The organism is Rhizorhapis suberifaciens, assembly GCF_014200045.1.
GTDB classification, from domain to species: domain Bacteria; phylum Pseudomonadota; class Alphaproteobacteria; order Sphingomonadales; family Sphingomonadaceae; genus Rhizorhapis; species Rhizorhapis suberifaciens.
Genome location: NZ_JACHOV010000005.1, coordinates 63,066 through 87,000 on the forward strand (window position 1 = coordinate 63,066; position 23,935 = coordinate 87,000).

A 23,935-nucleotide genomic window follows, 5' to 3' on the forward strand; every position below is an offset into this window, starting at 1 on the left:
TTGTCAATATGTTCCCTATATGTTCTAATGCCATTCATGGCGAGCATTACCGGACGCGGTGCGACCAGGAATGGGACAAGCACGAGATTTGGCCTGCCTGAGCGGGAGCAGGACGGCGATTGGCTGGACGCGCGTGAAGAGATCGACGGAGCGCCTCCCAAGCTTAGAACCACAGTGACGGTTGAGCATCCCAAGACCATCATTGCACGCAACAAATCACCGGACATTGCCTTCGATCGGTCGATCAATGCCTATAGGGGGTGCGAGCATGGGTGCATCTACTGTTTTGCCCGGCCGACGCATGCCTATCATGATCTGTCCCCCGGGATCGATTTCGAAAGCCGGCTTTTTGCAAAACCGGAGGCCCCTAAACTGTTGCTGGCGGAGCTTTCAAAGCCAGGCTACCGGCCAGCACCCATCGCGATGGGTACCAATACCGATCCCTATCAACCAATTGAAAGGGACTGGCGGATCACACGGGACTGCATTGCCGTTCTTCGCGATTGCCATCATCCGCTGATCATCACGACCAAGTCGGACCGTGTGATAAGGGATTTGGATATTCTGGGCGATATGGCCAGGGAAGGCCTGGTCGCTGTCGGCATTTCGGTGACCTCGCTCGATCCGAAAATCGCACGAACATTGGAGCCGCGCGCTCCCCGCCCCGCCAAAAGGCTTGAAGCCATACGTCAGATTGCCGCGGCGGGCATACCCGCTCATGTGAACGTCGCACCTGTAGTGCCGGCAATCACCGATCACGAGATCGAACATATTCTACAGACCGCGGCTGAAGCAGGTGCGCAGACAGCGTCCTTCATCATTGTCCGGCTGCCGCATGAAGTGGCCCCCTTGTTCCGTGCATGGCTGGAGGAGCATTATCCCGATCGCCTGACCAAGGTGATGGGCATGATCAACGACATACGTGGCGGACGGGACAATGATCCGCAGTTCGGATCGCGCATGCGAGGTCGGGGTGTTTGGGCGGATCTTTTGAGGACGAGATTCAAGAAGGCTTGTCTGCGCTACGGTCTCAACACGACTGAAAGGCTGAACCTTCGAACCGACCTGTTCCGCCCGCCTGCCGGGGACCAGATGGAGTTATTCTAAAAAAATCAGGACACCAGGGCCAGCCGGGGCGATTCCGCCGCTTTCAGTTCGTAATGCACCACGGAAGGCAGCGCGCCGATACGGGCGGCGAGTTCCGCATCCACCATGAAGTCGCGGCCAAGGCGCACGCGAACAATTCGCCCGTCGTCCAGGCGGGAGCGAATGATGATGTCGCTTCGTCCGCCTTTGCTGTGAGAAACGATCTGAGCCACCGATGCTACCGCAGCGGGCTCTTCAACATCGATTTGAAGAACAAGCCGTGCCTGATTGGAAAGACGGGAAAAAGGTTGGATCCCGCGTATTGTGACGCGGGGAATCTCTTCGCCCGGCTGGCGTTCCAGTTCAACGGTCAGGAGACCACAATCACCTTCTTTCCCAAGCTCGTCGATCTGGTGGCAAATATCCTCATCGAAGCAGCTCGCCTGAAACTGCCCGCTGCTGTCGGATAGCGTGGCCGAAATATAGCGTTTGCCGCGCTTGGTATCGCGCCAGCGGACCTCTTCGATCAGAGCCGCCATCACCGCTCCGCTGCGACCGCCCTCGATACCGGAGGGCTGACTGCACAGCAGGCCGAAACTCTTGGCGCCGCTGGAATCGGCAATGGCGCGGAAGCGGTCGACCGGGTGGGCGGAGAAATAAAAGCCGAACGCATCCTTTTCCTGCGCCATCCGGTCCGAAAGAGACCATTGGGTGTTGGTGGGGATCTGAATATCAGGCTGACTGACCTCTTCCGCTCCGAAAAGGCCACCCTGACCGGTGACACGGGCGTCGGCGGCGCTGGCGGCCACCGAAAGGATCGTCTCGGCGGCTGCATGGACGCCCGCCCGGTCGGCTTCCAGGCCGTCAAAAGCGCCCCCGGCTGCAAGGCTTTCCAACTGACGCCGGTTAAGAAGGCGCGGCTCCACGCGATGGGCGAAATCATCCAGGCTTTTGAACGGCCCTTTCGCTTCTCGCTCCGCGACCAGTGTTTCCATTGCCTTTTCGCCGACGCCCTTTAGCCCGCCTAACGCATAGCGAACAGCAAAGGCGTCCTCATGAAGCTCGACCGAGAACTCCGCTTCGCTGCTGTTGATGCAGGGCGGCAAGCAAGTGAGACCTACCCGCCGCATGTCATCTACAAAAATGCAGAGCTTGTCCGTCTGATGCATGTCGAAGCACATGGAGGCGGCATAAAATTCCGCGGGATAATGGGCCTTTAGCCAAGCTGTTTGATAAGCAAGCAGAGCATAAGCTGCGGCGTGGGACTTGTTGAAGCCATAGCCCGCAAACTTGTCGATCAAGTCGAACAGCTCATTGGCCTTGGCCGCGGGGATATCGCTCTGTTCCGCGCAGCCTTTCACAAAGCGCTCACGTTGCGCGTCCATTTCAGCCTGGATCTTCTTGCCCATGGCCCGGCGCAGCAGATCCGCATCGCCCAGCGAATATCCCGCCAGTATCTGCGCGGCCTGCATCACCTGTTCCTGATAGACGAATATTCCATAGGTCTCCGCAAGAATGCCGGAGAGGAGTTCATGAGGATATTCAATGGCTTCCTGGCCATTTTTTCGACGACCAAACATCGGAATATTGTCCATCGGGCCCGGCCGGTAGAGCGACACGAGCGCAATGATGTCACCGAAATTGGTGGGCCGCACCTGCGCCAGCGTCTTACGCATCCCTTCCGATTCCAACTGGAACACGCCGACCGTGTCACCGCGCTGAAGCAGCTCATAAACACCGGCGTCATCCCATTTCAGAAGATCGAGGTCGACATCCACGTGCCGCCGTTTCAGCAGTTGCACGGCCTTGTGGAGCACCGACAGGGTCTTGAGGCCAAGAAAGTCGAACTTAACCAGCCCCGCGCCTTCGACATATTTCATGTCGAACTGCGTCACGGGCATATCGGAACGCGGATCGCGATAGAGCGGCACGAGCTGAGACAAGGGCCTGTCGCCGATCACCACGCCCGCCGCGTGGGTGGAACTATGGCGCGGGAAGCCTTCCAGCTTGCGCGCAAGATCGATCAGGCGCTTGACCTGCGCATCGCGTTTATATTCCTGCTCCATCTCCATGACGCCATTCATGGCGCGCTCAAGCGTCCATGGATCGGTTGGATGGTTGGGCACCAGCTTGGCGAGCCGATCCACCTGGCCGTAGCTCATCTGGAGCACGCGCCCAGTATCCTTGAGAACTGCGCGCGCCTTCAGCTTTCCAAAGGTGATGATCTGCGCCACATGGTCCACGCCATATTTGTTCTGGACGTAACGGATCACCTCTCCGCGTCGGGTTTCGCAGAAGTCGATATCGAAGTCAGGCATCGACACGCGCTCTGGATTGAGGAATCGTTCGAACAGAAGCCCCAGTGCCAGAGGGTCAAGATCGGTGATAGTCAGTGCCCAGGCGACGACCGACCCGGCACCGGAACCGCGCCCCGGCCCCACCGGAATGTCATTTTCCTTAGCCCATTTGATGAAGTCGGCGACGATCAGGAAATACCCAGGAAAGCCCATCTGGATGATGATGCCAAGCTCGAATTCCAGCCGGTCGAAATATTCCTTGCGCTTTTCCGTGTCGGAGATGCCAAGCTTCTCCAGCCGCATTTCCAGGCCAACCGTTGCATCCGTGCGCAACTGCCGCTCCTCACCCTCCCGGTCGCCCGCCAGGCTGGGGAGGATAGGTTTGCGCTTGGGAGCCCTGACGGCACAGCGCTGTGCTACCACCAATGTGTTTGCCAGCGCCTCGGGCAAGTCCTGGAACAATTGCTGCATGTCCGGCGCCGGCTTCATCCAGGCGTCGGGCGAGCTTTTTACCCGGTCATCGCTATCCACATAAGAGGACTGGGCAATGCACAGCATCGTGTCATGGGCCGAGTGGAAGTCCGGCTCGGTATAGCAGCAGGGATTGGTCGCAACGATCGGTATGTCGCGATCATAGGCCATGTCGAGCAATAGCTCTTCGGCCTTTTCCTCCACCAAGTCATGTCGCCGAATGATTTCCACGTAGAGCCGGTCGGGAAACAGGCGCTGAAGCCGTTCGGCATAATCGCGCGCCGCATCCGGCTGATCCTCGGCGAACAATCGGGCAAGCGCTCCTTCTGCGCCTGCGGAAAGCGCAATCAGGCCATCGGTCCGACCCTCCAGCGCGTTCATGGACACATGCGCCTCCTCCTCGATCGGTCGATCCAGATGAGCCGACGATACCAAAGCACATAGATTGTCATAGCCGGTCGCATCCTGCGCATAGAGCGCGAGCCAGTCATATGCTGGCGCGACATTAGGCGGGCGTCCAGGCCGCGCCACACACAACATGGTGCCAATTACCGGCTGCACCCCTTCGCCTTTGCAAGCGTCGGAGAATGCCATGGCGGCATAGAGGCCATTTCTGTCGGTAAGAGCAGCGGCAGGGAAACCAAGTTTGCGCGCCTGTTTGGCAATAGCCTTGGGCTCTATCGCGCCTTCGAGCATCGTATAGGAAGAGAAGATGCGAAGAGGAACAAACGGCGCGTGCGGCATCGGGCGACCCTAAGGATAGTATCCGATTCTGGAAAGAGGCAAGTGTGCGTGAGAGTTTTCGAAGCGAGGGACGCTTCAGGATCGCGTAGCTTCCGCTACATAGCTGCACATTTCGAAAACCACGGTAGCCGGATCGAGCGAAAGTGGTATCGCGCTAGCGGCGAGTTGGCGCGCCTGTTCCCAGGAACGAATAGTCCATGGAAGCACATCCACGCCATTGGCCTTACTCCTCGCTGCGATAAACGCAGGCACGCGCTCCAGAAAAGCTTCATAGCGCGCCCGGGCGGCCTTCTTCGAGAGTGCGTGGGAAAGCGCCAGCCGCTGCGTGTTGGATGGGTCGCCATCGCGCGCTATGGCTGTCAAGCCGTCTTCGATCCCGGCAAGGTCCAGCCCTGCAAAGCTGAGCGCCCGGCCCGGCGATCCTTCCCCTGCTTTAACGAGAGCCGCAATTTCATGATCATCTGCATCAGGAAGTTCTTGTCTTAAGACCGCCTCCATCTGGCGGTCGCCCAATGGCGCGAAGCGCAACATACGGCAACGCGAACGGATGGTCGGCAGCAGACGTCCTGGCGCGTGGCTGACCAACATGAAGAGCGTGCCTGAAGGAGGCTCCTCCAGATTCTTGAGGAGAGCGTTTGCAGCGCCCCGTTCCAGATCATCGGCGGCGTCGATGATGATGACCCGGCGGCTCGACAGGGATGGGGCGTTGCTAAAGAGCCGCTGAAGCGACCTCACCTGATCCACACCGATATTGCGGGCAAGTTCGCCCGTCGTTTCGCGCTCCAGCCGGGCCAGATACATAAAATCGGGATGAGTGCCCGCATCGATAAGGGAGCGCACTGGATGCCGTTCCGGCACAAATAGCCCTTCCCCGCCAGGAGGCGGACCGGCTGCTTCGGCCAGCAAGCGCGTGGCGGCCGCCCTGGCAAAACTGGCTTTCCCCAATCCGCGAGGGCCTGCCAATATCCAGCCATGATGCATGCGTGTTCCGGCATTGGCGGCAAGAAAGGCCTGTATCTGCGCCTCCTGCCCAATAAAGTCCGTCATGGCAGCAAGTCCGACAGTGCGTCGATAAGAAGGCTGGTTACGATCGCGGTGCTGCCCGACGCGTCAACGATACGAAAGCGCTCCGGTTCTTGCGCCGCATAGCGATCGAACGCCTCAGCAACCTTGCGATGGAAGTCATTGTTCCGCCCGCTGAAACGATCGGTCGTTCCGCCGTCACGTACGGTTGCCCGCCGCTCGGCTTGCTCCTGGGGAAGCTGAAGCACCAACGTTCGATCCGGTAACAACCCTTCGCTGCCAAAGCGGTGAAGGGTCTGTATGTCCGCGTCATCAAGCCCGCTGCCTTCACTCTGATAGGCCCGGCTGCTGTCGAGGAAGCGGTCGCAGATAACCCATTTTCCGGCTTTCAATGCTGGTAGGATCGTTTTTTCCACATGGTCCGCTCGCGCAGCGGCAAACAGCAGCGCCTCTGCGCGCGCATTCCAGCGATCTCCATCTCCCTTCAGCAGCAGTCCCCGGATCGCCTCGGCTCCGGCGCTGCCTCCGGGCTCGCGGGTGGTGACGACCTCAAGCCCCCGTTCCTGCAACGCCTTCGCCAAGGCCTTGAGCTGCGTGGACTTGCCCGCGCCCTCCCCGCCTTCAAGAGTGATGAAGCGGCCGCTCACCCGAACAGCGACGTCAGGCCGTTCCAGAGACGGCCGAAAATGCCCGCTTCATCAACATCGTTTGCGGCCACCAGCGGCATTATCTGAGGGGCGGTGTCGGGCGTCGAGACGACGAGCCGCGCGATCTGATCCCCCTTCTTGATTGGTGCCTTGATGGGGCCATCATAAACCAGCTTCACGGTCATGTTGCCGCTGGCCGCGCGCGGCAAAGTGACCGCCATATTTTTAGGCGCAACCAGACCTACCTCGCTGTCGCTGCCCAGTTGCACCGGGGCCTTTTCAACCTCTTGCCCTTTTTTGAACAGCGGCTGCGCCTTCCACGCGCGAAATCCCCAATCCATGAAGCGGACGGATTCGGAAATCCGTTCATTGAAACTGGTCAGACCGGCCACTACCATGATCAGGCGACGCCCGCTCTGTTCGGCGGAGCCGGTAAAGCCATAACCGGCCTCTTCCGTGTGACCGGTTTTGAGACCATCCGCACCCTCCACCTTGCCCAGCAGGGGATTGCGATTACCCTGGGTAATGGCCGCGCCGCCCATGGTCTTGCCCCAGGTGAACTCCCGCGTCCCGTAAAATTGCTTGTAGAGCTTCGGCGTTTCCTCGACCGTTGCCTGGGCGAGGCGGGTCAGGTCCTTTGCGGTGGTGTAGGTCACGCCTTCGTCGGGCCAGCCATTGCTGTTCCCGAAATGGCTGTTTTCCATCCCCAGTCGTTTGGCCTCGTCATTCATCAGGGCGACAAAGGCCTGCTCGGTCCCGGCAATGCCTTCGGCAATGACGACGCAAGCATCATTGCCGGAAAGGGTCACGATGCCGTGCAACAGGTTTTCAACGCTGACTTCTTCTCCCGGGGACAGGAACATCGTCGAACCGGCCTGCGGGCCGTGCCACTGCTTCCAGGTTTCCGGACGGACGACGAATTTCTGATCGAGCTTCAATTCGCCTTTCTGGATCAGGCGGAAAGCGATGTGCGTGGTCATCATCTTCGCCATCGAAGCGGGCGGCATCCTGTGGTCCGCATTCTTTGCGTAGAGCACGGCACCCGAGGAAACATCCAGCATATAGGCGATGGGCGCTTCGGTGCTGTAGGGCGGCGCTGCGGCCGTGACCGGGGTGGCGACCAGGGCGAGAGCAAGAGCGGAGGACAGGAGGATTTTCATTCGGTCTCTCTATAGGGGATTCGAGGCAGGTTAGCTGGGATCATTAGCCATAATGCGCGCATTGGAATAGCCTTTCGCCGACGCTTTCTCAACGCCCTGCTGCGCTGCCGCCTGACTGGAAAAAGGGCCGTATCGCACTCGCCATAAACCGTTGCTTTGCGCCACCCATGCACCGATCTGACCGGCAAGGCCGTCAGCGCGCGCCTTGTCCGCGAAAGCCCCGACCTGAACCACATATCCGCCGCTTCCCTGAACAAGTGGACTTCGAACCGGACCGACCAAGCTATTTGTTGCGTAGGTCACGCCGGTTTCCGGGATGATTGCTGCCTGCTTGACCGGAGCGGTCGGGCGCACAGAGCGAGTGAGGCGTTGGCGGAGCGCAAGGAGCAAGGGTTCCGGCGCCTGCATGCGTTCCGCCGCCTTCCTGCCGGCACGCAAGGCTGCTCGTTCCTGTTCGGGCGGAGTGACCCTGCGCACCCGCACGGGAGCGAGCCCATTGTGGCGCATCCCGAGTTGTTCGGCCGCGCCGCTGGACAGATCGATCACCCGTCCGTTCACAAAGGGTCCGCGATCATTGACTCTCACCAATATCGTCCGTCCAGTGTCGAGCGATGTCACTTCCACATAGGATGGCAGCGGCAAGGTCTTGTGAGCGGCGGAAATGCCGAGCTGACGGAAGCTCTCGCCATTTGCCGTCGGCTTTCCTTCATGATCGCCGCCATACCAGCTGGCATAGCCTACCTCGTCATGATCGGGGGCGTCGGCGGGCGTATAGGTGATGCCGCCGATCTGATAGGGCCTGCCAATCTTGACCGGATAATCGACCACCGGACGGGAGGCATCGCGACGCGGCGGACCCGGCAAGCGATTGTCGCCCCGCCCGTCAACCATTCCACACCCTGCGAGCAGCATCGCCGCGCCGGGAATGACTGCCTGTCTAATCGTCCACCGCATCCGCCAGAAGCCCCACCGACAGTCCATAGAAATTCGAGCAGTTATAATCCAGGATCACGCGATAGTTGCTGGTCAGCAGATAGGCCGTCTTCCCCTGCCCATCCGGTTCCAGCAGCGTAGCCATCACATTATCGGCAGGCCAGGCTGCCCCCTGGGGCACCAGCCCCAATTGCCGCCATTCGGCCATCGACTTCCACATGCTGTGTCGTTCAAACACCCGCGGGCAGCGCATTGCGACCGTGCGGTTCGCCAGCGCCTCCCGATTAAGGTTGGAAGGCACCGTCACTGCAACGCCCCATGGGACATTTTTCCGCCAGCCCGCATCGACGAAATAATTGGCGATGGAAGCAAGTGCGTCCGCTTCGCTGGTCCAGATGTCGGCCCTGCCGTCCCCATCGCCGTCTTTTGCAACGCGCAGATAAACCGACGGCAGGAATTGCGGATATCCGGTAGCGCCCGCCCAGCTTCCCACCAGCCGCGAGCGCGGTACGCCGCTGTCCAGCATCTTTAGCGCCGCGAGCAGTTCCGGCTCAAACAGCGCCCGCCGGCGCCCCTCAAAGGAAAGTGTCGCCAAAGCTCGAACCAGATCGAAATCGCCCGTGAACGAACCATAGTTGGTTTCATGCCCATATATCGCGACCATGATGGCTTCGGGTACGCCGGTCTGTTGCTCGATGGAGCGCAGCTTGTCGCGATTGGACTGATAGGCGATCCGACCCCGACTGATGCGCGCCGCATCGACATGTTGCAGTCGATATGGCTCGAAATTCGGGATGGGCGAGTCAAAGGAGCCGCCCGGCTGAGACTGGTCGAGTTGTATGACCCGCGGATTGAAGGTCAGGGTCGGCAGCACGTTGGCAAGCGTCGCATCGCTGATCCCCATCGCCCGCGCCTTGGGCCGCAGCGACAGAAGATAGGCCTGAAAGCCAGGAATCTCCTCCATCACCTGCGGCTGAGGCGCAGGCAAAGGCACCTCGCCGGAAGCCGAAGTCGCCATCAATAAGAAGGCTGTGCCAAGAAATCGCATGTCCCTGCCCTGTTAGTGTTTTGTCCATGCACAAGAATGATTTGGTTGTGACACAGACAGCCGCACAAATGAATCCCCTTTCTGGGAATTTTGCCCCTTTTGATTCCCGCCCGACGCCGATAAGAGGTTTCCACTGTGCAGGCGACGGCTGGCCGACGGCTAAGACGTCAAGCTTGCGGAGGAAGGGTGGCAGAGTGGTCGATTGCAGCGGTCTTGAAAACCGCCGATGTGCAAGCATCCGTGGGTTCGAATCCCACCCCTTCCGCCACTTTGGAACAATGTTGGGCGCTCTGCCAGCCGCCGTGCCTACGCCGTTGGTCGCGAGCAGTCAGAACAGCTTGCTCTTGAAGCCCATTATGCGGTGCTGCAAGTAGCCGCAGGACGTATGCCCAAGTCCGGTTTTGCAACGCGGGACATCTAGTAGTCCTCCAAATCCATATCCTCGATTGCAAACATCATCGTTGGTGGGACGTGGATATATCAACGGCCCCCGCGGTGCGTGGCGACGCACGGCTTGCCGAACATATGTACAAGCCAGTGGGTCAGGTCGCCAAAGGCTATGGGCTGGTTGAAGGCGATGCCGGCGCTGCCGCCTCGGCACCAGACCGCCGAGCCCTCGATGGGGCGAAAGCCTTCCAACGTCACGACCACACCTTGCCCGGCTTTCAATGCTCCGGGAAAACTGATGCCGATGCCAGTTTGGCCAAGATCATGAACCCGCACGCCATAATATCGGCTGCCCACCCTTAATTTGGCGCTGCAATCGATTTTGAGACGCGGCCCGGCAGAACGACGGTTGCTGTCCCGGAGGTCGCCTCGACCCAGTATTTCATCGAGATCGACCGGATAGTCGAAGCCGATGCCCGCCGATCCCTGTTTGATCCATAATATGGCGCCCCAAAATTGGCGGTCACTGCCCAGCTCGATCCGCACGCGCTGACGCGGGAGCAATGGCAAATGGACGTTGGCCATCACGCCGCCCCTACCGGCGTTTCGGATAAGGCACAGTTCCTCAAACCGGTCGGTTGTCAATTTCCCGACTCGGAACAGGGTCAACAGACGGGCGTCAGGTGGTGGCGTGGGCTGCCGAGCCGGCTCTTCGAAAAGAAAGAGATTGGAAAGATCGGCATATTCTGCGTCGTCTCGCATCAGGGCACCTCGAAGATCGGCTCGCCCAATAGAGCTGCCGTGCCCGTCCGCCGAGATCAGCAAACCACAAAAGCTCCTTCATTCCGTTAATCTCCAGGGTAAATGGAGACGACACCTTCTCCTTTTTCCACCGCCCTCCATCTTGCGGCGCAGCAAACCCTCGCAATCGCAGCAGCATGCCTTGCCTAATAATTGGGCACATGGGCGAAATTTTGCCTCCAAACCGGGCAAAATCCACAAAGTTAGGAAAAGGCGGCAAGCACTTCTGGCGATTCGAATATTGGCACGCTAATTGATTGGGCAAGATCGTGCGGTTCGCATGCGCGAGTCTCTTGCGCGCCCTGCAGCCGGCAGCGGACGTTCCGCCAGAGGGGGAAGTAGTCGAAGAATGAAGAAGATCGAAGCCATTATCAAGCCGTTCAAGCTGGACGAGGTGAAGGAAGCCCTTCACGAAGTAGGCGTGTCCGGCATCACCGTTACGGAGGCAAAGGGCTTCGGCCGGCAGAAGGGCCATACCGAGCTTTATCGCGGTGCCGAATATGTCGTCGATTTCTTGCCCAAGGTGAAGCTTGAAGTCGTCGTGGAGGACGATCTGGCCGAACGCGTGGTGGAGGCGATTGCAGCCGCCGCCCAGACCGGCCGCATCGGCGATGGCAAGATTTTCGTGGTGCCGGTCGAAACCGCGCTCCGCATACGTACCGGCGAAAGGGATTCAGACGCGATCTGAGGTCGTGTTCGCTGAATGACGCGGGCCTGGTCGCGGTCCGCTTTTTGCACACCAGAAACATCATCAAACCAGGAAGGTAAGAATATGGCGAATACGCCCAAAGACGTTCTGAAAATGATCGAAGAAAAGGAGATCGAGTGGGTCGACCTTCGTTTCACCGATCCCAAGGGCAAGTGGCAGCACCTCAGCATGGTGTCGAGCGTCGTTGGTGAAGACGAACTGACCGACGGCTTCATGTTCGATGGTTCCTCGATCGAAGGCTGGAAGGCGATCAACGAATCCGACATGATCCTGAAGCCGGATCTGGACGCCGTCTATGTCGATCCGTTCAGCGCGACGCCGATGATGATCCTTTTCTGCGATATTGTTGAGCCCGGCACGGGCGAGCTTTATGCGCGTGACCCCCGTTCGACCGCGAAGCGCGCAGAAGCGTATGTAAAGGCGACCGGTATCGGCGATACCGTTTATGTGGGTCCGGAAGCCGAATTCTTCATGTTCGACGACGTGAAGTTCGAAAACAGCTACAACAGCAGCTATTACGCCATCGACGATATCGAACTGCCGACCAACACCGGCAAGTCCTATGAAGGCGGCAATCTCGGTCACCGTCCGCGCGCCAAGGGCGGCTATTTCCCGGTTGCGCCGGTGGACAGCTGCATGGACATTCGCGGCGAAATGGTTTCGACCATGCTTGAAATGGGCCTGCCTTGCGACAAGCACCACCATGAAGTGGCTTCGGCCCAGCATGAGCTTGGCCTGACGTTCGGCACGCTGGTCACTACCGCCGACCGCATGCAGATTTACAAATATGTCGTGCACATGGTCGCCCAAGCCTATGGCAAGACGGCGACCTTCATGCCCAAGCCGATCAAGGAAGACAATGGTTCGGGCATGCACACCCACATCTCCATCTGGGAAAAGGGCAACCCTCTTTTCGCCGGTAATGGTTATGCGGGCCTTAGCGACACCTGCCTCTATTTCATCGGCGGCGTCATCAAGCACGCCAAGGCGCTGAATGCCTTCACCAACCCCACCACCAACAGCTACAAGCGTCTGGTGCCGGGTTATGAAGCGCCGGTTCTGCTGGCCTATTCCAGCCGCAACCGTTCGGCCTCCTGCCGCATTCCTTACGGCGCGGGCGCCAAGGCGAAGCGCGTTGAATTCCGCTTCCCCGACGCGATGGCCAATCCCTATCTCTGCTATTCAGCGCTGCTGATGGCGGGCCTCGACGGCATCCAGAACAAGATTCATCCGGGCGAAGCCATGGACAAGAATCTGTACGATCTTCCACCGGCAGAACTGGCTGAAGTTCCCACCGTTTGCGGTTCGCTCCGCGAAGCGCTGGAGTCGCTGGAGAAGGATTATGAGTTCCTGCTGAAGGGCGATGTGTTCACCAAGGATCAGATCGATGCTTATATCGAACTGAAATATGCCGACGTTGCCCGCTGGGAAATGACGCCCAGCCCCGTCGAATTCGACATGTACTACAGCGCCTGATCCGTGTCACAAAAAGTGGAAGGGCTCGGGAGCAATCCCGGGCTCTTTTGCTTTTGGAAGAACGGAGTTCTGCGACAATATGATGAAAAAGACCCGGCGGCTGTCGTCGCCGGGCCAGGGACAGGGCGCCTGAGAGGCAGTCGCCCTGCGGGTCGCGGCTTGCGTTTACCATGTTCGGAGCCGCAACGACTGTGACGCAGGTCACGCCAGCGCAAAACAGTTGAACATCAGCCAGTTCAGCTTATGTATGCTCTACATACAAATTTCAGCACCAAGGAGCAGGCTCATGGATAGCTACCTCAAACAATATATCGGCGGTGAATGGGTTGAGAGCAAAGGCGGGACACGCCATGAGGTGATCAATCCAGCGACCGAGGAGCCTTGCACTGAAATCACCTTGGGAACCGCGGCGGACGTCGACCTGGCCGTCGGAGCGGCACGCAAAGCTTTTGAGAGCTTTTCCAGAACCAGCGTCGACGAGCGGATCGCGCTGCTCGAAAAAATCATCGCAGAATATCAAAAGCGCATACCCGACATTGCCAGGGCTATTTCCCAGGAAATGGGTTGTCCCATATCCCTGGCGCAGACCGCGCAGGCCGGGGCTGGCCTGGGACATCTGAGCATATCGCTGGAAGCACTGAAGAATTTTCAGTTCATCGAAAAGGTGGGCGACGCCACTGTGGTACACGAACCCATAGGTGTCGTAGCATTGATCACCCCCTGGAACTGGCCGATGAACCAGACAATCGCAAAGGTTGCTCCCTGCCTGGCCGCCGGTAACAGTATGATCCTGAAGCCCAGCGAACAGACGCCGAGATCCGGAGCGATTTTGGGCGAGATCATGGATGCGGCTGGCGTTCCGGCCGGGGTTTTCAATTTGGTGCAAGGCGACGGCCCAGGCGTGGGCACCGCTCTTGCCCAACATCCAGATATTGACATGATCAGCTTCACCGGCTCTACGCGGGCGGGGATTATGGTCGCAAAGAATGCCGCCGACACAGTGAAGCGTGTGCATCAGGAATTGGGCGGCAAATCACCGAACATCATTCTGGAGGGCGCTCCGCTTGATGTGGCGCTGCCCGGAGGCGTGGGCGGCGTATTGCTGAACAGCGGACAAAGCTGCATCGCGCCAACCCGCATGCTTGTACATAAGTCGCAGCATGACGAAGCGCTTGCGAAAGTCGCGGCAATCATGGACGCCAAGGAGGTCGACGATCCATCGAAGGAAGGCGGACACATCGGACCGGTCGTCAACAAAGCCCAATGGGACAAGATCCAGGGCCTTATCAAAAAGGGTATCGATGAGGGCGCTACCTTGGCTAGCGGCGGCCTTGGCCGTCCAGAAGGTTTTGAAACCGGCTATTATGTAAAGCCCACCGTGTTCGGGAATGTCCGCAATGACATGACCATCGCGCGGGAGGAGATTTTCGGCCCGGTGCTGGTACTCATTCCCTATGAGGATGAGGATGACGCGGTCAGGATCGCCAACGACACACCCTATGGCCTTGGCGCCTATATTGCTGGGGACCCGGCCAAGGCCAAGCCCTTGGTAAGCAAGTTACGCGCGGGCTGCGTTTTCGTAAACGCCGGCGGCATCAACCTCAACACACCCTTTGGCGGCTATAAGCAGTCGGGAAATGGGCGCGAGTTCGGCAAATATGGCCTGGCCGAGTTCATGGAGTTAAAATCGGTCATCGGCGAGCTGGTATAAGGAAAGCGGATCCATCTTCGGACTTTCAGCCTGCTATGACGTCCGAAAATGACTGTACGCGCCTTATTGGGCACGACAGAAGGCACAATAGAAGAAGCCCCTATGTCGTCCCGATATCAATAATCCTTCGAAACCCGCAAGTTCACGCTCTGTCGTCCTATGGTGGAGATACTTGACAGCAAGGACAGCCACCGGGTGATCTGGAACTCCACGCGCGTCGCCGAATAGCCTTGCCCGTCGGTAATAAGCTCCACATAAGTCCGCCGCGTCACATATTTGCCCGCCGCGACAGAGGTGCCCTGCCCGGTTACCGTGTCCGCCGGCAGGATGCGCAGACGATCCAGCCCAGCGGCTTTGCGCACAGAATTAATGGGATTGAGCCCACCACCACCGCCCCGCAGCGACGCAACTGCGGCCGCCAATTGCAGCGCCTCGGGTGCCGAAAGATCGGTGATCGAGCTACCGAAGAGCAAACGAGACAGCAATTCGTCTTCCGGCAACGCAGGGGTGCTGGTGAAGCTGATTTCCGGTTGTTGGCCGGTGCCATTCACATGAATGATGGCGCTGAGGTCGGTTATATTCGCCGATGCCTGAATGTCCAAAGTCGGATTGATAGGCGTATTGCCCGTAAACCGTATCTCTCCTTTCTCAAGATCGAAGCTCCGGCCGGCAAACTCATATTCGCCGCGCACCAATGTGGCCGTGCCCAATATTGTGGGGTCGCTGATCGTGCCCCCAATCTTCAGGTCAGCCCGCCATTCACTTTCCAGCCCCAATCCGACGACCGTCAGTCGATTACGAGCATTGGCGTGCACATCCAACCGCCATGGCGATGCTTTCGCGGGCTCTTCATCCTCATCCACTTCGCCGCGCCGGTTGATCTCTATCACATGCAGTTCAGGCACCTCCGCCACCGCACTCGCGCGACCCAACATAAAACGGCTGCGCGCTAATTGGACGTCGCCCGATATAACTCCGCCCACGCCATTGGACTGAATACTGAGCGGTCCCGTCACGGTTGCACCGATATCGTCGCGGTCGAGAAGCACGGCATTCTCCGCCTGAAGCCGCATGTCGATTCCGATGCCAGAGGGCACGCCCAAATCGAAGCTGCCGCTTCCAGATACCGTACCGTCATTTTTGGACCTGCCGCTGAAACTGGAAAGCACCAGTTTTGACCCTGAAAAGCTACCCCGCGCCCGTACGCGGGTCAGCGCCATTCCCGTAACCTGACTGGAAAACCGTGCGTCATCAGTAGCCACTGAACCACGGATAATGGGAGCCGCAAGCGTCCCATGGGCATCCATGCCGACCGAAATGGGTCCTGAAAGGTCGAATGTCTCGACATTGGTGAGACGCCAGAGCGTATCGGCTGGGCCATTATAGCGAATTTGCGCGAACAGCGTCGCGCGGCTGAGGCGATCGAACACATAGCCCTGCCCCAAGGGAGCAAGCCTCATTTGGGCCTGGCCTATCGTCTTTCCCTCACGGACAATGACGGCTCGACCCACAGCGCTGTTGGCTGTTAGCGCGGCATTCAGCCCCAAGTCCACCGGCTGAGACGAAACGGCAAGGCCCGATCGCGTGAGGCCGCGAATTCGAATCTGCGCTTTGCCTGTTGGAAGCTCTCCCCTAGATCCGACATAGCTGATCGCCCCGGTCGCAACGCCGCCAAGGCCAAGGTCTTCATTGTAGATATCCAGCAGGCTGAGCGGCAGGCGATCGAGCCTCGCTTCGATGCGGGTGGTGGCTCCGCCCAGTTCCCCTGACAATTGTGTTCTGCCGCCGGCAAAAGCGACCGTCATCGGTGCGAGAGCCCAACCGCCCGCCTCCTTGCTGGTCAGAACGGCTGGCCGAACCAGGCGAATGGGCTTCCGGTCGAGAGTGCCGCTGGCGGCAAGCTCCAGTCGGCCAGGTTCGATATCCGCATCGAAACGGAGATCGAACAGTCGCCCTCGCTGCCCGGACATGCTTGCGGTCGCCTTGCCTCGACCGTCAACCAGCCGGGTGTTGGCGGTGATCCGGCCGATACGCATCGTTCCGCGTCGTACACCGCGTGCTTGCAGCGCCGCATCGATGCTGGTGCCACGCGGCCCCATTAAAACAGATGCCGTCAATGTCCCCTGCCTGACCCGGAAGGCGGGTGGTCCGATAAAGTCGGCGTTGCGAGCACTAAGCTCCGTCCGAACCTGCTGGACGCCGTTGATAGGCTGCAGCGCGACAAAGCCGGTCATGCCGCCGCCTGAAATCCCCAGCCGCCCATCGAGTCCCCCCGTCACCGGCCGGATCTGGCCCGACGCGGCAGTCTCGGAAACCGACAGCCGGTGAATGTCGATCACCGCGTCTCCGCCTCGTGGCAGCAAGATCATTCCTTCGCCATCGAACGGCCCAAGGCGCGAGCCACCCTTCACAGTGAAGGCAAAACCTGAAGAAGCAGGCGTGAGCAACAGGCGCACATCGGCAAGCCCCGCCGCGTCCATCGGCCGCGCCAGCAGGAGGTCGACCTTCGGCCGATCGATCCTTCCGTCGAGCGTCAACTTTAGCGGGCCGTAGCGGCTGTGGTTTCCTGCGCCAGAGAACAGGAAGGTCCCGTCCGTCCGCCGGTAACCATTGGCGCTTAGCCTCAATTGAGGTGCTTCAAGCTTCAGACCGCCAAGAAGCAGCCGACCGTCGGGTCCGAGCGAAAGGTTCGTGAATAAGCTCGGCAAGCCGCCAGTGAGCCCCCGCAGGAAGCCATTATCCAGCCGTCTCACGTCCGCCCGCGCCCTGCCACTCAATGCAAAGGCGCCAGATTTGCCCGGTACAGCCCTGATATTCGACCTTATATCGACAAGCCCAAGGCCCGGGACTTGCAAGCCCCTTATATTGCCGGTCAGGGCCGTATCGAACCGACCCGTTGACAGTTCGGCCAGCAACACCAATTCGCTGCGCAGCTTTGCTGCATATAGCTTCATCTTGTTGCTTGTGATTGTCTGCCCTTGCAGCTGCAAAACGCCTTTCAAAGACAGGTTTGCGAAAATGCCCTCGATCACTTGCCCTTGTCCAACCATGCGCCGCGCGCGCATATCGATGGGGATCAGCGTCGGCCCCTTCTTGCGCGCCTGGCCTTCGCCTGATGCGCGCATGCCGATAAATCGCGTTGAACCAAAAGCCAGTTCGGGCGCGGTTAACAAATATTCGAAACGCGTCTGATCGAACGGGCCGTCAAAGCGGAGCTTCAATTGCACATTGCGCCCGCGAGCCACCTTTATGAAAGCCGAAGGGCGACGCAGCCACGTATCGACACGCAAGTCGTCGATCAGATTATGAGCCAGATCGATGCCGCCCTTCGCCGTCAGGTCGATCGCGTCGGACTTCAACGCCAGTTGTCCCGACAGCAACCGCTTGTCAAACGTGCCGGCGGCATCCATCTCCAGCTTCGGGGCCGAAAGGCGACCGATCAAGCCTGGGCGTAATAGTTGCGGCTGCAGCGTTCCAGCCAAATGGTACTGGCCCTTCGCCGCTTCCAGTGTCAGGCCAGCCAATGGTTTTCTGTCAAGGGTTGCGACCAGCGCGCCGTCCCACTTGGTCCAGCTTCCCTCCCCGTCAATCTCCAGCTTCGCAGGTTTCTTGAGTGCCAACAGCGAACCGATAAGCCCCCCCTCCGGCGCGTTCACATCAGCTTTGATGTCGAACATGTCGTCGTCCGGACGGGAATCCAGCTTGAGCGCGACCCGGTCATCTTCGCCAATGACCCGTCCATAAAGATCCAGTCGCGCTCGCCCCGACAAAATCTCAACCCTGCCGCTTAGCATCGCCACATGCGGCCTGCCGGTAATTGCCTTCGCCACGGTCAGGCGTCTGACATTCAACTGGACAAGCCGGATGTCGAAATCCGGAAGGATGGGGCCCTTGGTGGTGCTTGGGATAAGTCGCGGCCACCTATAAAGAGTAGCCTCCGGCACGCCCAGCCGATCAATGTCCAGTCGATTTGACAACCATGCAATGGGCCACCAATCCAGTTCCACCCGCGGCGAGGAGAGGAACACCCCCTTGGGATCGTAAAATCGGACGTTCCTCAATACAGCCTTCTTGTATATGCTGCCTTCAATTGAGCCCACGCGAATGCGCAGGCCGGAGCTTGGGGAAAGCGCCGCGACCCTATCCACGATAAACCGGTGGCCCATATTGGTATCAAGCCAGGCCAGCCCGGCAATCAGCAGCAGCAGCGACGCTATAAACGCACTGAAAACCCAATGTCGCCACCGGAATCGGAAACGTCCAGATGTGGGGACTTCGGCTTCCTGATCCATCAGAAGGCCTGTCCCAACGAAACATAGACCGCAATTTTGGGATCGCCTTCCTGCGGGTTGAGCGGCGTGCCCACGTCGATCCGGATCGGACCGAAGCTGCTATAATAGCGGACGCCGATGCCTGCGCCGAATTGAAGGTCACCGAAATCTGGCAACTGCCCGGTGGAAATGTTGCCGGCATCCACGAAGGGGACGACGCCGAAATTGCCAAAGCGGATGCGCGCCTCCAGCGAAAACTCTGCCAGACTGCGCCCACCGATCGGATCGTCATTGATGTCACGGGGACCGATGTCTTGATAGCCATAGCCGCGCACGGAGCCACCACCGCCGGCGTAGAAGCGCCGCGATGGCGCGATTTGATCGCGCTTTGCTCCAACGATCGTTCCCAGCCGCACTCGACCCGCCAGCACCGCGCGGTCGGACACGGTTTGATAGGCGCTTCCGTCGAGCTGGGCACGCACATATCCGAACGTTCCTGACTGGAAGGACAGTTCGGGAGACACGCGCATGCCCAATCGAAATCCCCGTGCAGGGTCCAAAAGATCATCGCTGCCGTCATAGCTGAGGCTGAGCGGCAAGGCCCCGATGAAGAAGGTCCGACGGCGCGGCATGGCAAGTGGACCAGAGGAATCGCGCTCATCCGACGCCAGCAATTCGGCGCCAACAGACCATGTCCACTTTCTTTGGAAGATGAGATTAGTCTGCCGTTCCAAACTGCCGGAAATCAGGAATGTCTTTGCGTCATAAGCATCGCGGTCGAGATTGCTTGCGGAAATTTGGGCATTCAACACCTGGTCCCGCTTTCGGAAATTGTTGCGGCGAAAAATCGCGGCTACTGACTGTTCCTGCGTTCCGGCAACGCCACGAAAGGTCATTGAGCCTTCGGGCGGAAAGAAGTTGCGGTGCTGCCAACTCGCTTCCGCGCGAATGCCTTCGCCAGTGCCATAGCCGATCTGTCCAGCCACGGTGCGCGGGGGCGCACGTTCCAAATCCACAGCCAGATCGACGGTCTCCCCGTCGCCTGCGTCCTTCGGTGTCATCGTCACAGAAGATATAAGACCCGTCGCGATCAGCGCCCGTCGCAGGTCGGTGACTTCTGAAGTCCGATAAGGATCGCCTGGCCTGAAACGCGCAATGCGCTGCACATGCCGCGCCTTGAAGATATCGCCCGGCGGCACCTCTATTTGCCCAAAACGACGAAAGCCCGCGGGGTCCACTGGCATAGTGATATCCCCCGCCCTGTCTTCGCGGTCGATACGCACCACCGGCTCTTCGACCTTCGCGAAGGGATAGCCATTCTCTCCCAGCGCAGTGGCCAGTTCCAATCGGGCCGCCACGATATTATCCGCGTCAATCGGATCACCGGCCTTTACCGGAAAGGACTTATACAGCGCGTCCCGGTTCTCTGTTGCCTGTTCCAAACCGGGCAGCTTCACCTCATCAAGCGTGTACCGCTGACCCGGATCGACATCCAGCACGACTTGAATCCGCCGATCCTGGCTGGCGGGAATGATTTCGCTGACGACGCGCGCGTCATAATAGCCCTTGGCGCGGAGGATACGCTGCAACAGCTCGATATCCTCCTTTGCCCGGCGGTTGATCTGGGCAATGTTGGACTTGTCTCCTTCTCCCTCTCGCAGAACCGACAGGTCATCAAAGCGCTTCTGGAACTGGTCGTTTCCGACTTCATCCAAACCTTTCAGCACCACGCGATATTTAAGTTCGGCAGTATAGTCGACGGGGGGCGCCGTGTCCTCTTCAACGACATCCGGCTGCTCTTTGCTCCCTTCGTCGCCTCCTTCGACATCTGCATCGCCCTCCAGAGGCGCGCCGTCCGCTTTATCCATGTCCGGCCAATCCACGCCCAGTCCCGGCATGGGATCCATAGGGGTCTGGGGATCAAGCTGCCGCTCTTTGCCCGGGGCTTGATTCTGCGCAATGGCGGTCTGAAGCGGGATGGCCCCCAGAACCGCAATAGTCAAACATCGGATCGCACGTATTTGAAAAGGCAATTTGCCGCAGCACATGGGTCATGTCCTAACCTTTTGGATTAGGGTGCGCCAGTCTGCTAATAGGCCGATTATTGGCATTTGCGTCCGATTGAGGATCACAGGCGCTAGAAGCTGCGCTGCAGCCGATCCAGTAATTGACGCGCCGGGCTGGGAGGAATGGCCGGCATGATCCGGCCGTCGGCAATCATGCTGCGCTGCAATCGCGCGACCCGGTCATATAGATCCTGGCTGGCCTCGATGAGTGCGCGCGCGGCAAAAGGAAAGCGCGCGAGGACTTCGCGATCCGACCGGGCGGTATCGCCCAACTGATATTTGGGATCGGAAAGATCGCTTTGGTGCAGTTCGCCGTTTATGAGCCCGCGCTGCGTCAACAGCCAGGCGATGACGTGCATTAGCCGTGTTGTCACCTTCAACGATTCGCAAGAAAAACTGACGCGCACCATGATTTCGAGCGCTTCTCGATCATCGTCGGCCTGGGCGTCGAAATAGGCGCGGGCTTCGTCAGCCATGACCATAGCCTCAACATAAAGGCTGTCGATCAACTTCCGACTCATCTCGCGCGATATTGTGACGTCCTGCATCTCGTTGGACTGCCACAACGATCCGTGGATGTCAGGTGCGTTAAGCATATTTCCGCTCCCTAGGAGCACATTGTGTCAAAATGGCGTGACATATGACTACGCCCGTAGCCCAGGCAGGCCGCAGCCCTAGGCTATGATGTCGGGAATCAATGCGTCTTCCAGAATCGCAATCTCGTCCCGCATCCGAAGCTTACGCTTTTTCAAGCGAGCAAGCTGCAGATCATCCCGGCCACTCGACTCGGCAAGCGCCATGATCGCCATATCCAGGTCGCGATGTTCCAGGCGCAGGATTTCCAGGCGGCGCATGATCTCTTCAGGATTCATAAAGGACAGCAATTCCCGTTCCGGAAAACATAGTTGGCGGGACTATATGGGGATTTGTACCAACGGGCCATCGCAAATCCTCGCACGGCCCGTCCTAAGCGTGGAAAAGAGTGGAAGACAGGAGGGATTTTTCATGATTTACTCCGGCTTCCATGTCCTAAATCAGCTAGGAGGATATATATGGAAAATAGCCATATCTCAGCTCTTCAGGCCAAACATGCCGGTCTAGACGCACGCATTAAGGACGAAAACAATCGCCCCCTGCCGGATGCGACACTCCTTGCCGAACTCAAGAAACAAAAATTGCGAATTAAGGAAGAGCTGAAGGCGCACTGACAGCCCTTATTTCCTAGCTCCGGGCTCCGGCCAAAATGGCCGGCCCGGAGCATGGATCGCCAATTTCCAACTTAAAGTTTGTACCCTGCACCGCAGGACCGGATCAGCGGCCAAACGTCACTTTCCGGGGAGCTCTCGCGAAGGAACGCCCTTTCCTTGCCTCCTCAATCGTCGCGAGAAATCTTCTCTTGACGTTCGTGCCGCTCCTGGGCCTCAAGTGTCATGGTTGCGATGGGACGCGCTTCGAGACGCCCTAACGAAATGGGCTCGCCAGTGACCTCGCAATAGCCATATTCGCCGTCATCGATCCGGCGCAGCGCCGCATCGATTTTGGCAATCAGCTTGCGTTGCCGGTCACGAGTACGCAACTCGATTGACCAGTCGGTTTCGCTAGAGGCGCGGTCGTTCAGATCGGGTTCGCGAAGCGGCTCATTTTGCAGCACTGCCAAGGTGCCTTCCGCTTCGCTGAGAATCTTCTTTTTCCAACTGAGCAACGATTGCCTGAAATATTCCAGTTGCCGCTCATTCATGAACTCTTCGTCCGGCGAAGGCCGATAACCGTCCGGAAGTGCAATCTGTCCGCGTTTGGGTGTTTCCATGTCTTCCGGAGAATTCACAATTGATGCCATAAGTCCTCCGCCACAGTGCCCGCAGCCTGGCCAGCCAACAGACTATTTGACTTGGTTGGGGGCCTATAACCGGGCTCCGCAAACCACACAAGCGTTCATATTTGAACAAGGCTCCATATTCCTTCCACAGCCCTTTCATTTTCATGAACCCGTCGCATTTGTTGTTGTCGGCGGATTAAAAGCTTAGCCATTATTGGGTAGTGGGCCCTATCGACAGACTCGCGATATTGCCGGCGGTCGCTACTATGAATTTACTTCCAAAGCCGACGCTTATTTCCCCTCCCCCGGCATCCACCCCTCTGGAAAAAGTCTTCCTGCGCGGCTCATTGCGGGACATTAACCAAATTCAGTTACTATTTTGCAGCTAAATGTCCGCTCACGGCAATGGAAACACAGTTAATTCCATTGCGGTTAAGAGTTTCTTCTGCACTTCTACCAAATATCGGGAGCGTAATGGTGATGGGGTCTCACCTTACGCATGGCAATAACAAGAGTATCGGCGATGTCAGTACGGATGGCTTTGGCAAAATTATGCGCTTGCGCATGCGGAGGAGCGATCCTTGGCGGCGGAGCCGTTCATGTGGCCGAATCCTCTCCTCGGCCCGCCTTACTGAAAGCCAGCAAGGCATCGGCCAAAGCGTCCGTGAAGCGAGTGCGCCGCACGGTTACTACGACTTCCTGTGCCCCAAGCGTGGTTACCGTTTCAACACCTGCGGCACCTATTCCCCTGCCGATCGCACCAGTTCCAATGCCAACCGAAATGGCGATGGCTGGCGGTGGAGGAGTGCCCATCGTCATTGGCGGCAGCGGCGGCTTTGGCGGCAGCAGCGGTTTTTTTGGAGGCTTCTTCGGCGGCGGATCCAGTGGAGGCAGCGTCGTCGTTTCCTCCACCACCAGCGGGTCCAGCAGCACCAGCGGCGGTTCGACGAGCAGCGGCGGTAGTTCGTCAAGCACCAGTGGTGGCTCTACCAGCACCGGCGGTAGTTCCACAAGCACCGGGGGCAGTTCCACCAGTACCGGTGGTAGTTCGACGAGCACCAGCACAGGCGGAAGTTCGACAAGCACGAGCAGCGGCGTTGTCAGCAGCACGTCTTCGACGTCGAGCAGTTTTGGCGGCACAAGCTCATCGACATCATCTTCGACGAGCAGCAGCACCAGTTCCTCAACCTCTTCGTCGACCAGCAGCAGCACGTCCAGCTCCACGAGCAGCGGAGGAACGAGCAGCACTTCGACGGGGGGAACGCCCGTTCCCGCGCCACCCATGGTCC

General features: G+C 58.8%; 18 protein-coding genes and 1 tRNA gene. 6 read left to right on the forward strand and 13 right to left on the reverse strand.

What is annotated here, in order from left to right; translation table 11 throughout:
- Positions 1 to 36: 36 nt before the first annotated feature.
- Positions 37 to 1,107, forward strand: coding sequence for a PA0069 family radical SAM protein (locus HNQ99_RS07560; RefSeq protein WP_184475039.1), 1,071 nt, complete (start codon positions 37 to 39; stop codon positions 1,105 to 1,107).
- Between the two features lie 5 nt (positions 1,108 to 1,112).
- On the opposite strand, the gene dnaE is transcribed toward HNQ99_RS07560, so the two are convergent.
- The 6 genes from dnaE to HNQ99_RS07590 form a co-directional block, all read right to left on the reverse strand.
- Positions 1,113 to 4,598: a DNA polymerase III subunit alpha gene (gene dnaE / locus HNQ99_RS07565; protein WP_184475040.1), complete on the reverse strand. Its 3,486-nt coding sequence runs from the start codon at positions 4,596 to 4,598 to the stop codon at positions 1,113 to 1,115.
- 75 nt (positions 4,599 to 4,673) lie between these two features.
- Positions 4,674 to 5,645, reverse strand: a complete 972-nt coding sequence (locus HNQ99_RS07570) for an AAA family ATPase (RefSeq protein WP_184475041.1) — start codon at positions 5,643 to 5,645, stop codon at positions 4,674 to 4,676.
- The gene (gene tmk, locus HNQ99_RS07575) at positions 5,642 to 6,268 is read right to left on the reverse strand and encodes a dTMP kinase (RefSeq protein ID WP_184475042.1); all 627 of its coding nucleotides are present in this window, start codon (positions 6,266 to 6,268) and stop codon (positions 5,642 to 5,644) included. The genes HNQ99_RS07570 and tmk overlap by 4 nt, the downstream gene beginning before the upstream one ends.
- Positions 6,265 to 7,428, reverse strand: coding sequence for a D-alanyl-D-alanine carboxypeptidase family protein (locus tag HNQ99_RS07580; RefSeq protein WP_184475043.1), 1,164 nt, complete (start codon positions 7,426 to 7,428; stop codon positions 6,265 to 6,267). Before HNQ99_RS07580 ends, tmk begins: the two co-directional genes overlap by 4 nt.
- 30 nt (positions 7,429 to 7,458) lie before the next feature.
- The gene (locus HNQ99_RS07585; RefSeq protein WP_184475044.1) at positions 7,459 to 8,382 is read right to left on the reverse strand and encodes a septal ring lytic transglycosylase RlpA family protein; all 924 of its coding nucleotides are present in this window, start codon (positions 8,380 to 8,382) and stop codon (positions 7,459 to 7,461) included.
- Positions 8,366 to 9,325, reverse strand: coding sequence for a lytic murein transglycosylase (locus HNQ99_RS07590; RefSeq protein ID WP_407692309.1), 960 nt, complete (start codon positions 9,323 to 9,325; stop codon positions 8,366 to 8,368). Before HNQ99_RS07590 ends, HNQ99_RS07585 begins: the two co-directional genes overlap by 17 nt.
- A gap of 264 nt (positions 9,326 to 9,589) precedes the next feature.
- On the opposite strand from HNQ99_RS07590, the gene HNQ99_RS07595 reads away from it, so the two are divergent.
- Positions 9,590 to 9,677 (forward strand) — tRNA-Ser (locus HNQ99_RS07595).
- 212 nt (positions 9,678 to 9,889) lie between these two features.
- On the opposite strand, the gene HNQ99_RS07600 is transcribed toward HNQ99_RS07595, so the two are convergent.
- Positions 9,890 to 10,558 carry a PilZ domain-containing protein gene (locus HNQ99_RS07600; RefSeq protein ID WP_184475045.1) on the reverse strand — a complete coding sequence of 223 codons (669 nt, stop codon included), beginning with the start codon at positions 10,556 to 10,558 and terminating at the stop codon, positions 9,890 to 9,892.
- A gap of 388 nt (positions 10,559 to 10,946) precedes the next feature.
- On the opposite strand from HNQ99_RS07600, the gene HNQ99_RS07605 reads away from it, so the two are divergent.
- From HNQ99_RS07605 to HNQ99_RS07615, 3 genes are all read left to right on the forward strand, one after another.
- Positions 10,947 to 11,285, forward strand: coding sequence for a P-II family nitrogen regulator (locus HNQ99_RS07605; RefSeq protein ID WP_184475046.1), 339 nt, complete (start codon positions 10,947 to 10,949; stop codon positions 11,283 to 11,285).
- An 84-nt stretch (positions 11,286 to 11,369) separates the two neighbouring features.
- Positions 11,370 to 12,782, forward strand: a complete 1,413-nt coding sequence (gene glnA, locus HNQ99_RS07610; protein ID WP_184475047.1) for a type I glutamate--ammonia ligase — start codon at positions 11,370 to 11,372, stop codon at positions 12,780 to 12,782.
- Positions 12,783 to 13,068: 286 nt separating this feature from the next.
- Positions 13,069 to 14,493 carry an aldehyde dehydrogenase family protein gene (locus HNQ99_RS07615; RefSeq protein ID WP_184475048.1) on the forward strand — a complete coding sequence of 475 codons (1,425 nt, stop codon included), beginning with the start codon at positions 13,069 to 13,071 and terminating at the stop codon, positions 14,491 to 14,493.
- 116 nt (positions 14,494 to 14,609) lie between these two features.
- On the opposite strand, the gene HNQ99_RS07620 is transcribed toward HNQ99_RS07615, so the two are convergent.
- The 4 genes from HNQ99_RS07620 to HNQ99_RS07635 all read right to left on the reverse strand — a co-directional run bounded on the left by HNQ99_RS07620 (position 14,610) and on the right by HNQ99_RS07635 (position 21,702).
- On the reverse strand, positions 14,610 to 18,785 hold the full coding sequence (locus HNQ99_RS07620) for a translocation/assembly module TamB domain-containing protein (RefSeq protein WP_184475049.1): 4,176 nt from the start codon (positions 18,783 to 18,785) through the stop codon (positions 14,610 to 14,612).
- A complete protein-coding gene (locus HNQ99_RS07625; protein WP_184475050.1) occupies positions 18,785 to 20,812 on the reverse strand; it encodes an autotransporter assembly complex protein TamA in 2,028 nt (675 codons plus the stop codon). The genes HNQ99_RS07620 and HNQ99_RS07625 overlap by 1 nt, the downstream gene beginning before the upstream one ends.
- Positions 20,813 to 20,901: 89 nt before the next feature.
- A complete protein-coding gene (locus HNQ99_RS07630) occupies positions 20,902 to 21,378 on the reverse strand; it encodes a DUF1465 family protein (protein ID WP_184475220.1) in 477 nt (158 codons plus the stop codon).
- A gap of 126 nt (positions 21,379 to 21,504) precedes the next feature.
- On the reverse strand, positions 21,505 to 21,702 hold the full coding sequence (locus tag HNQ99_RS07635; RefSeq protein ID WP_184475051.1) for a YdcH family protein: 198 nt from the start codon (positions 21,700 to 21,702) through the stop codon (positions 21,505 to 21,507).
- A gap of 180 nt (positions 21,703 to 21,882) precedes the next feature.
- Between HNQ99_RS07635 and HNQ99_RS07640 the strand changes: the two genes are divergently transcribed.
- Positions 21,883 to 22,038 carry a YdcH family protein gene (locus HNQ99_RS07640; protein WP_184475052.1) on the forward strand — a complete coding sequence of 52 codons (156 nt, stop codon included), beginning with the start codon at positions 21,883 to 21,885 and terminating at the stop codon, positions 22,036 to 22,038.
- A gap of 164 nt (positions 22,039 to 22,202) precedes the next feature.
- Here HNQ99_RS07640 and dksA read toward each other — a convergent pair whose 3' ends face one another.
- A complete protein-coding gene (dksA, locus tag HNQ99_RS07645) occupies positions 22,203 to 22,667 on the reverse strand; it encodes an RNA polymerase-binding protein DksA (protein WP_184475053.1) in 465 nt (154 codons plus the stop codon).
- Positions 22,668 to 23,243: 576 nt separating this feature from the next.
- The gene (locus tag HNQ99_RS07650; protein WP_184475054.1) at positions 23,244 to 23,930 is read right to left on the reverse strand and encodes a hypothetical protein; all 687 of its coding nucleotides are present in this window, start codon (positions 23,928 to 23,930) and stop codon (positions 23,244 to 23,246) included.
- Between the last annotated feature and the right edge of the window lie 5 nt (positions 23,931 to 23,935).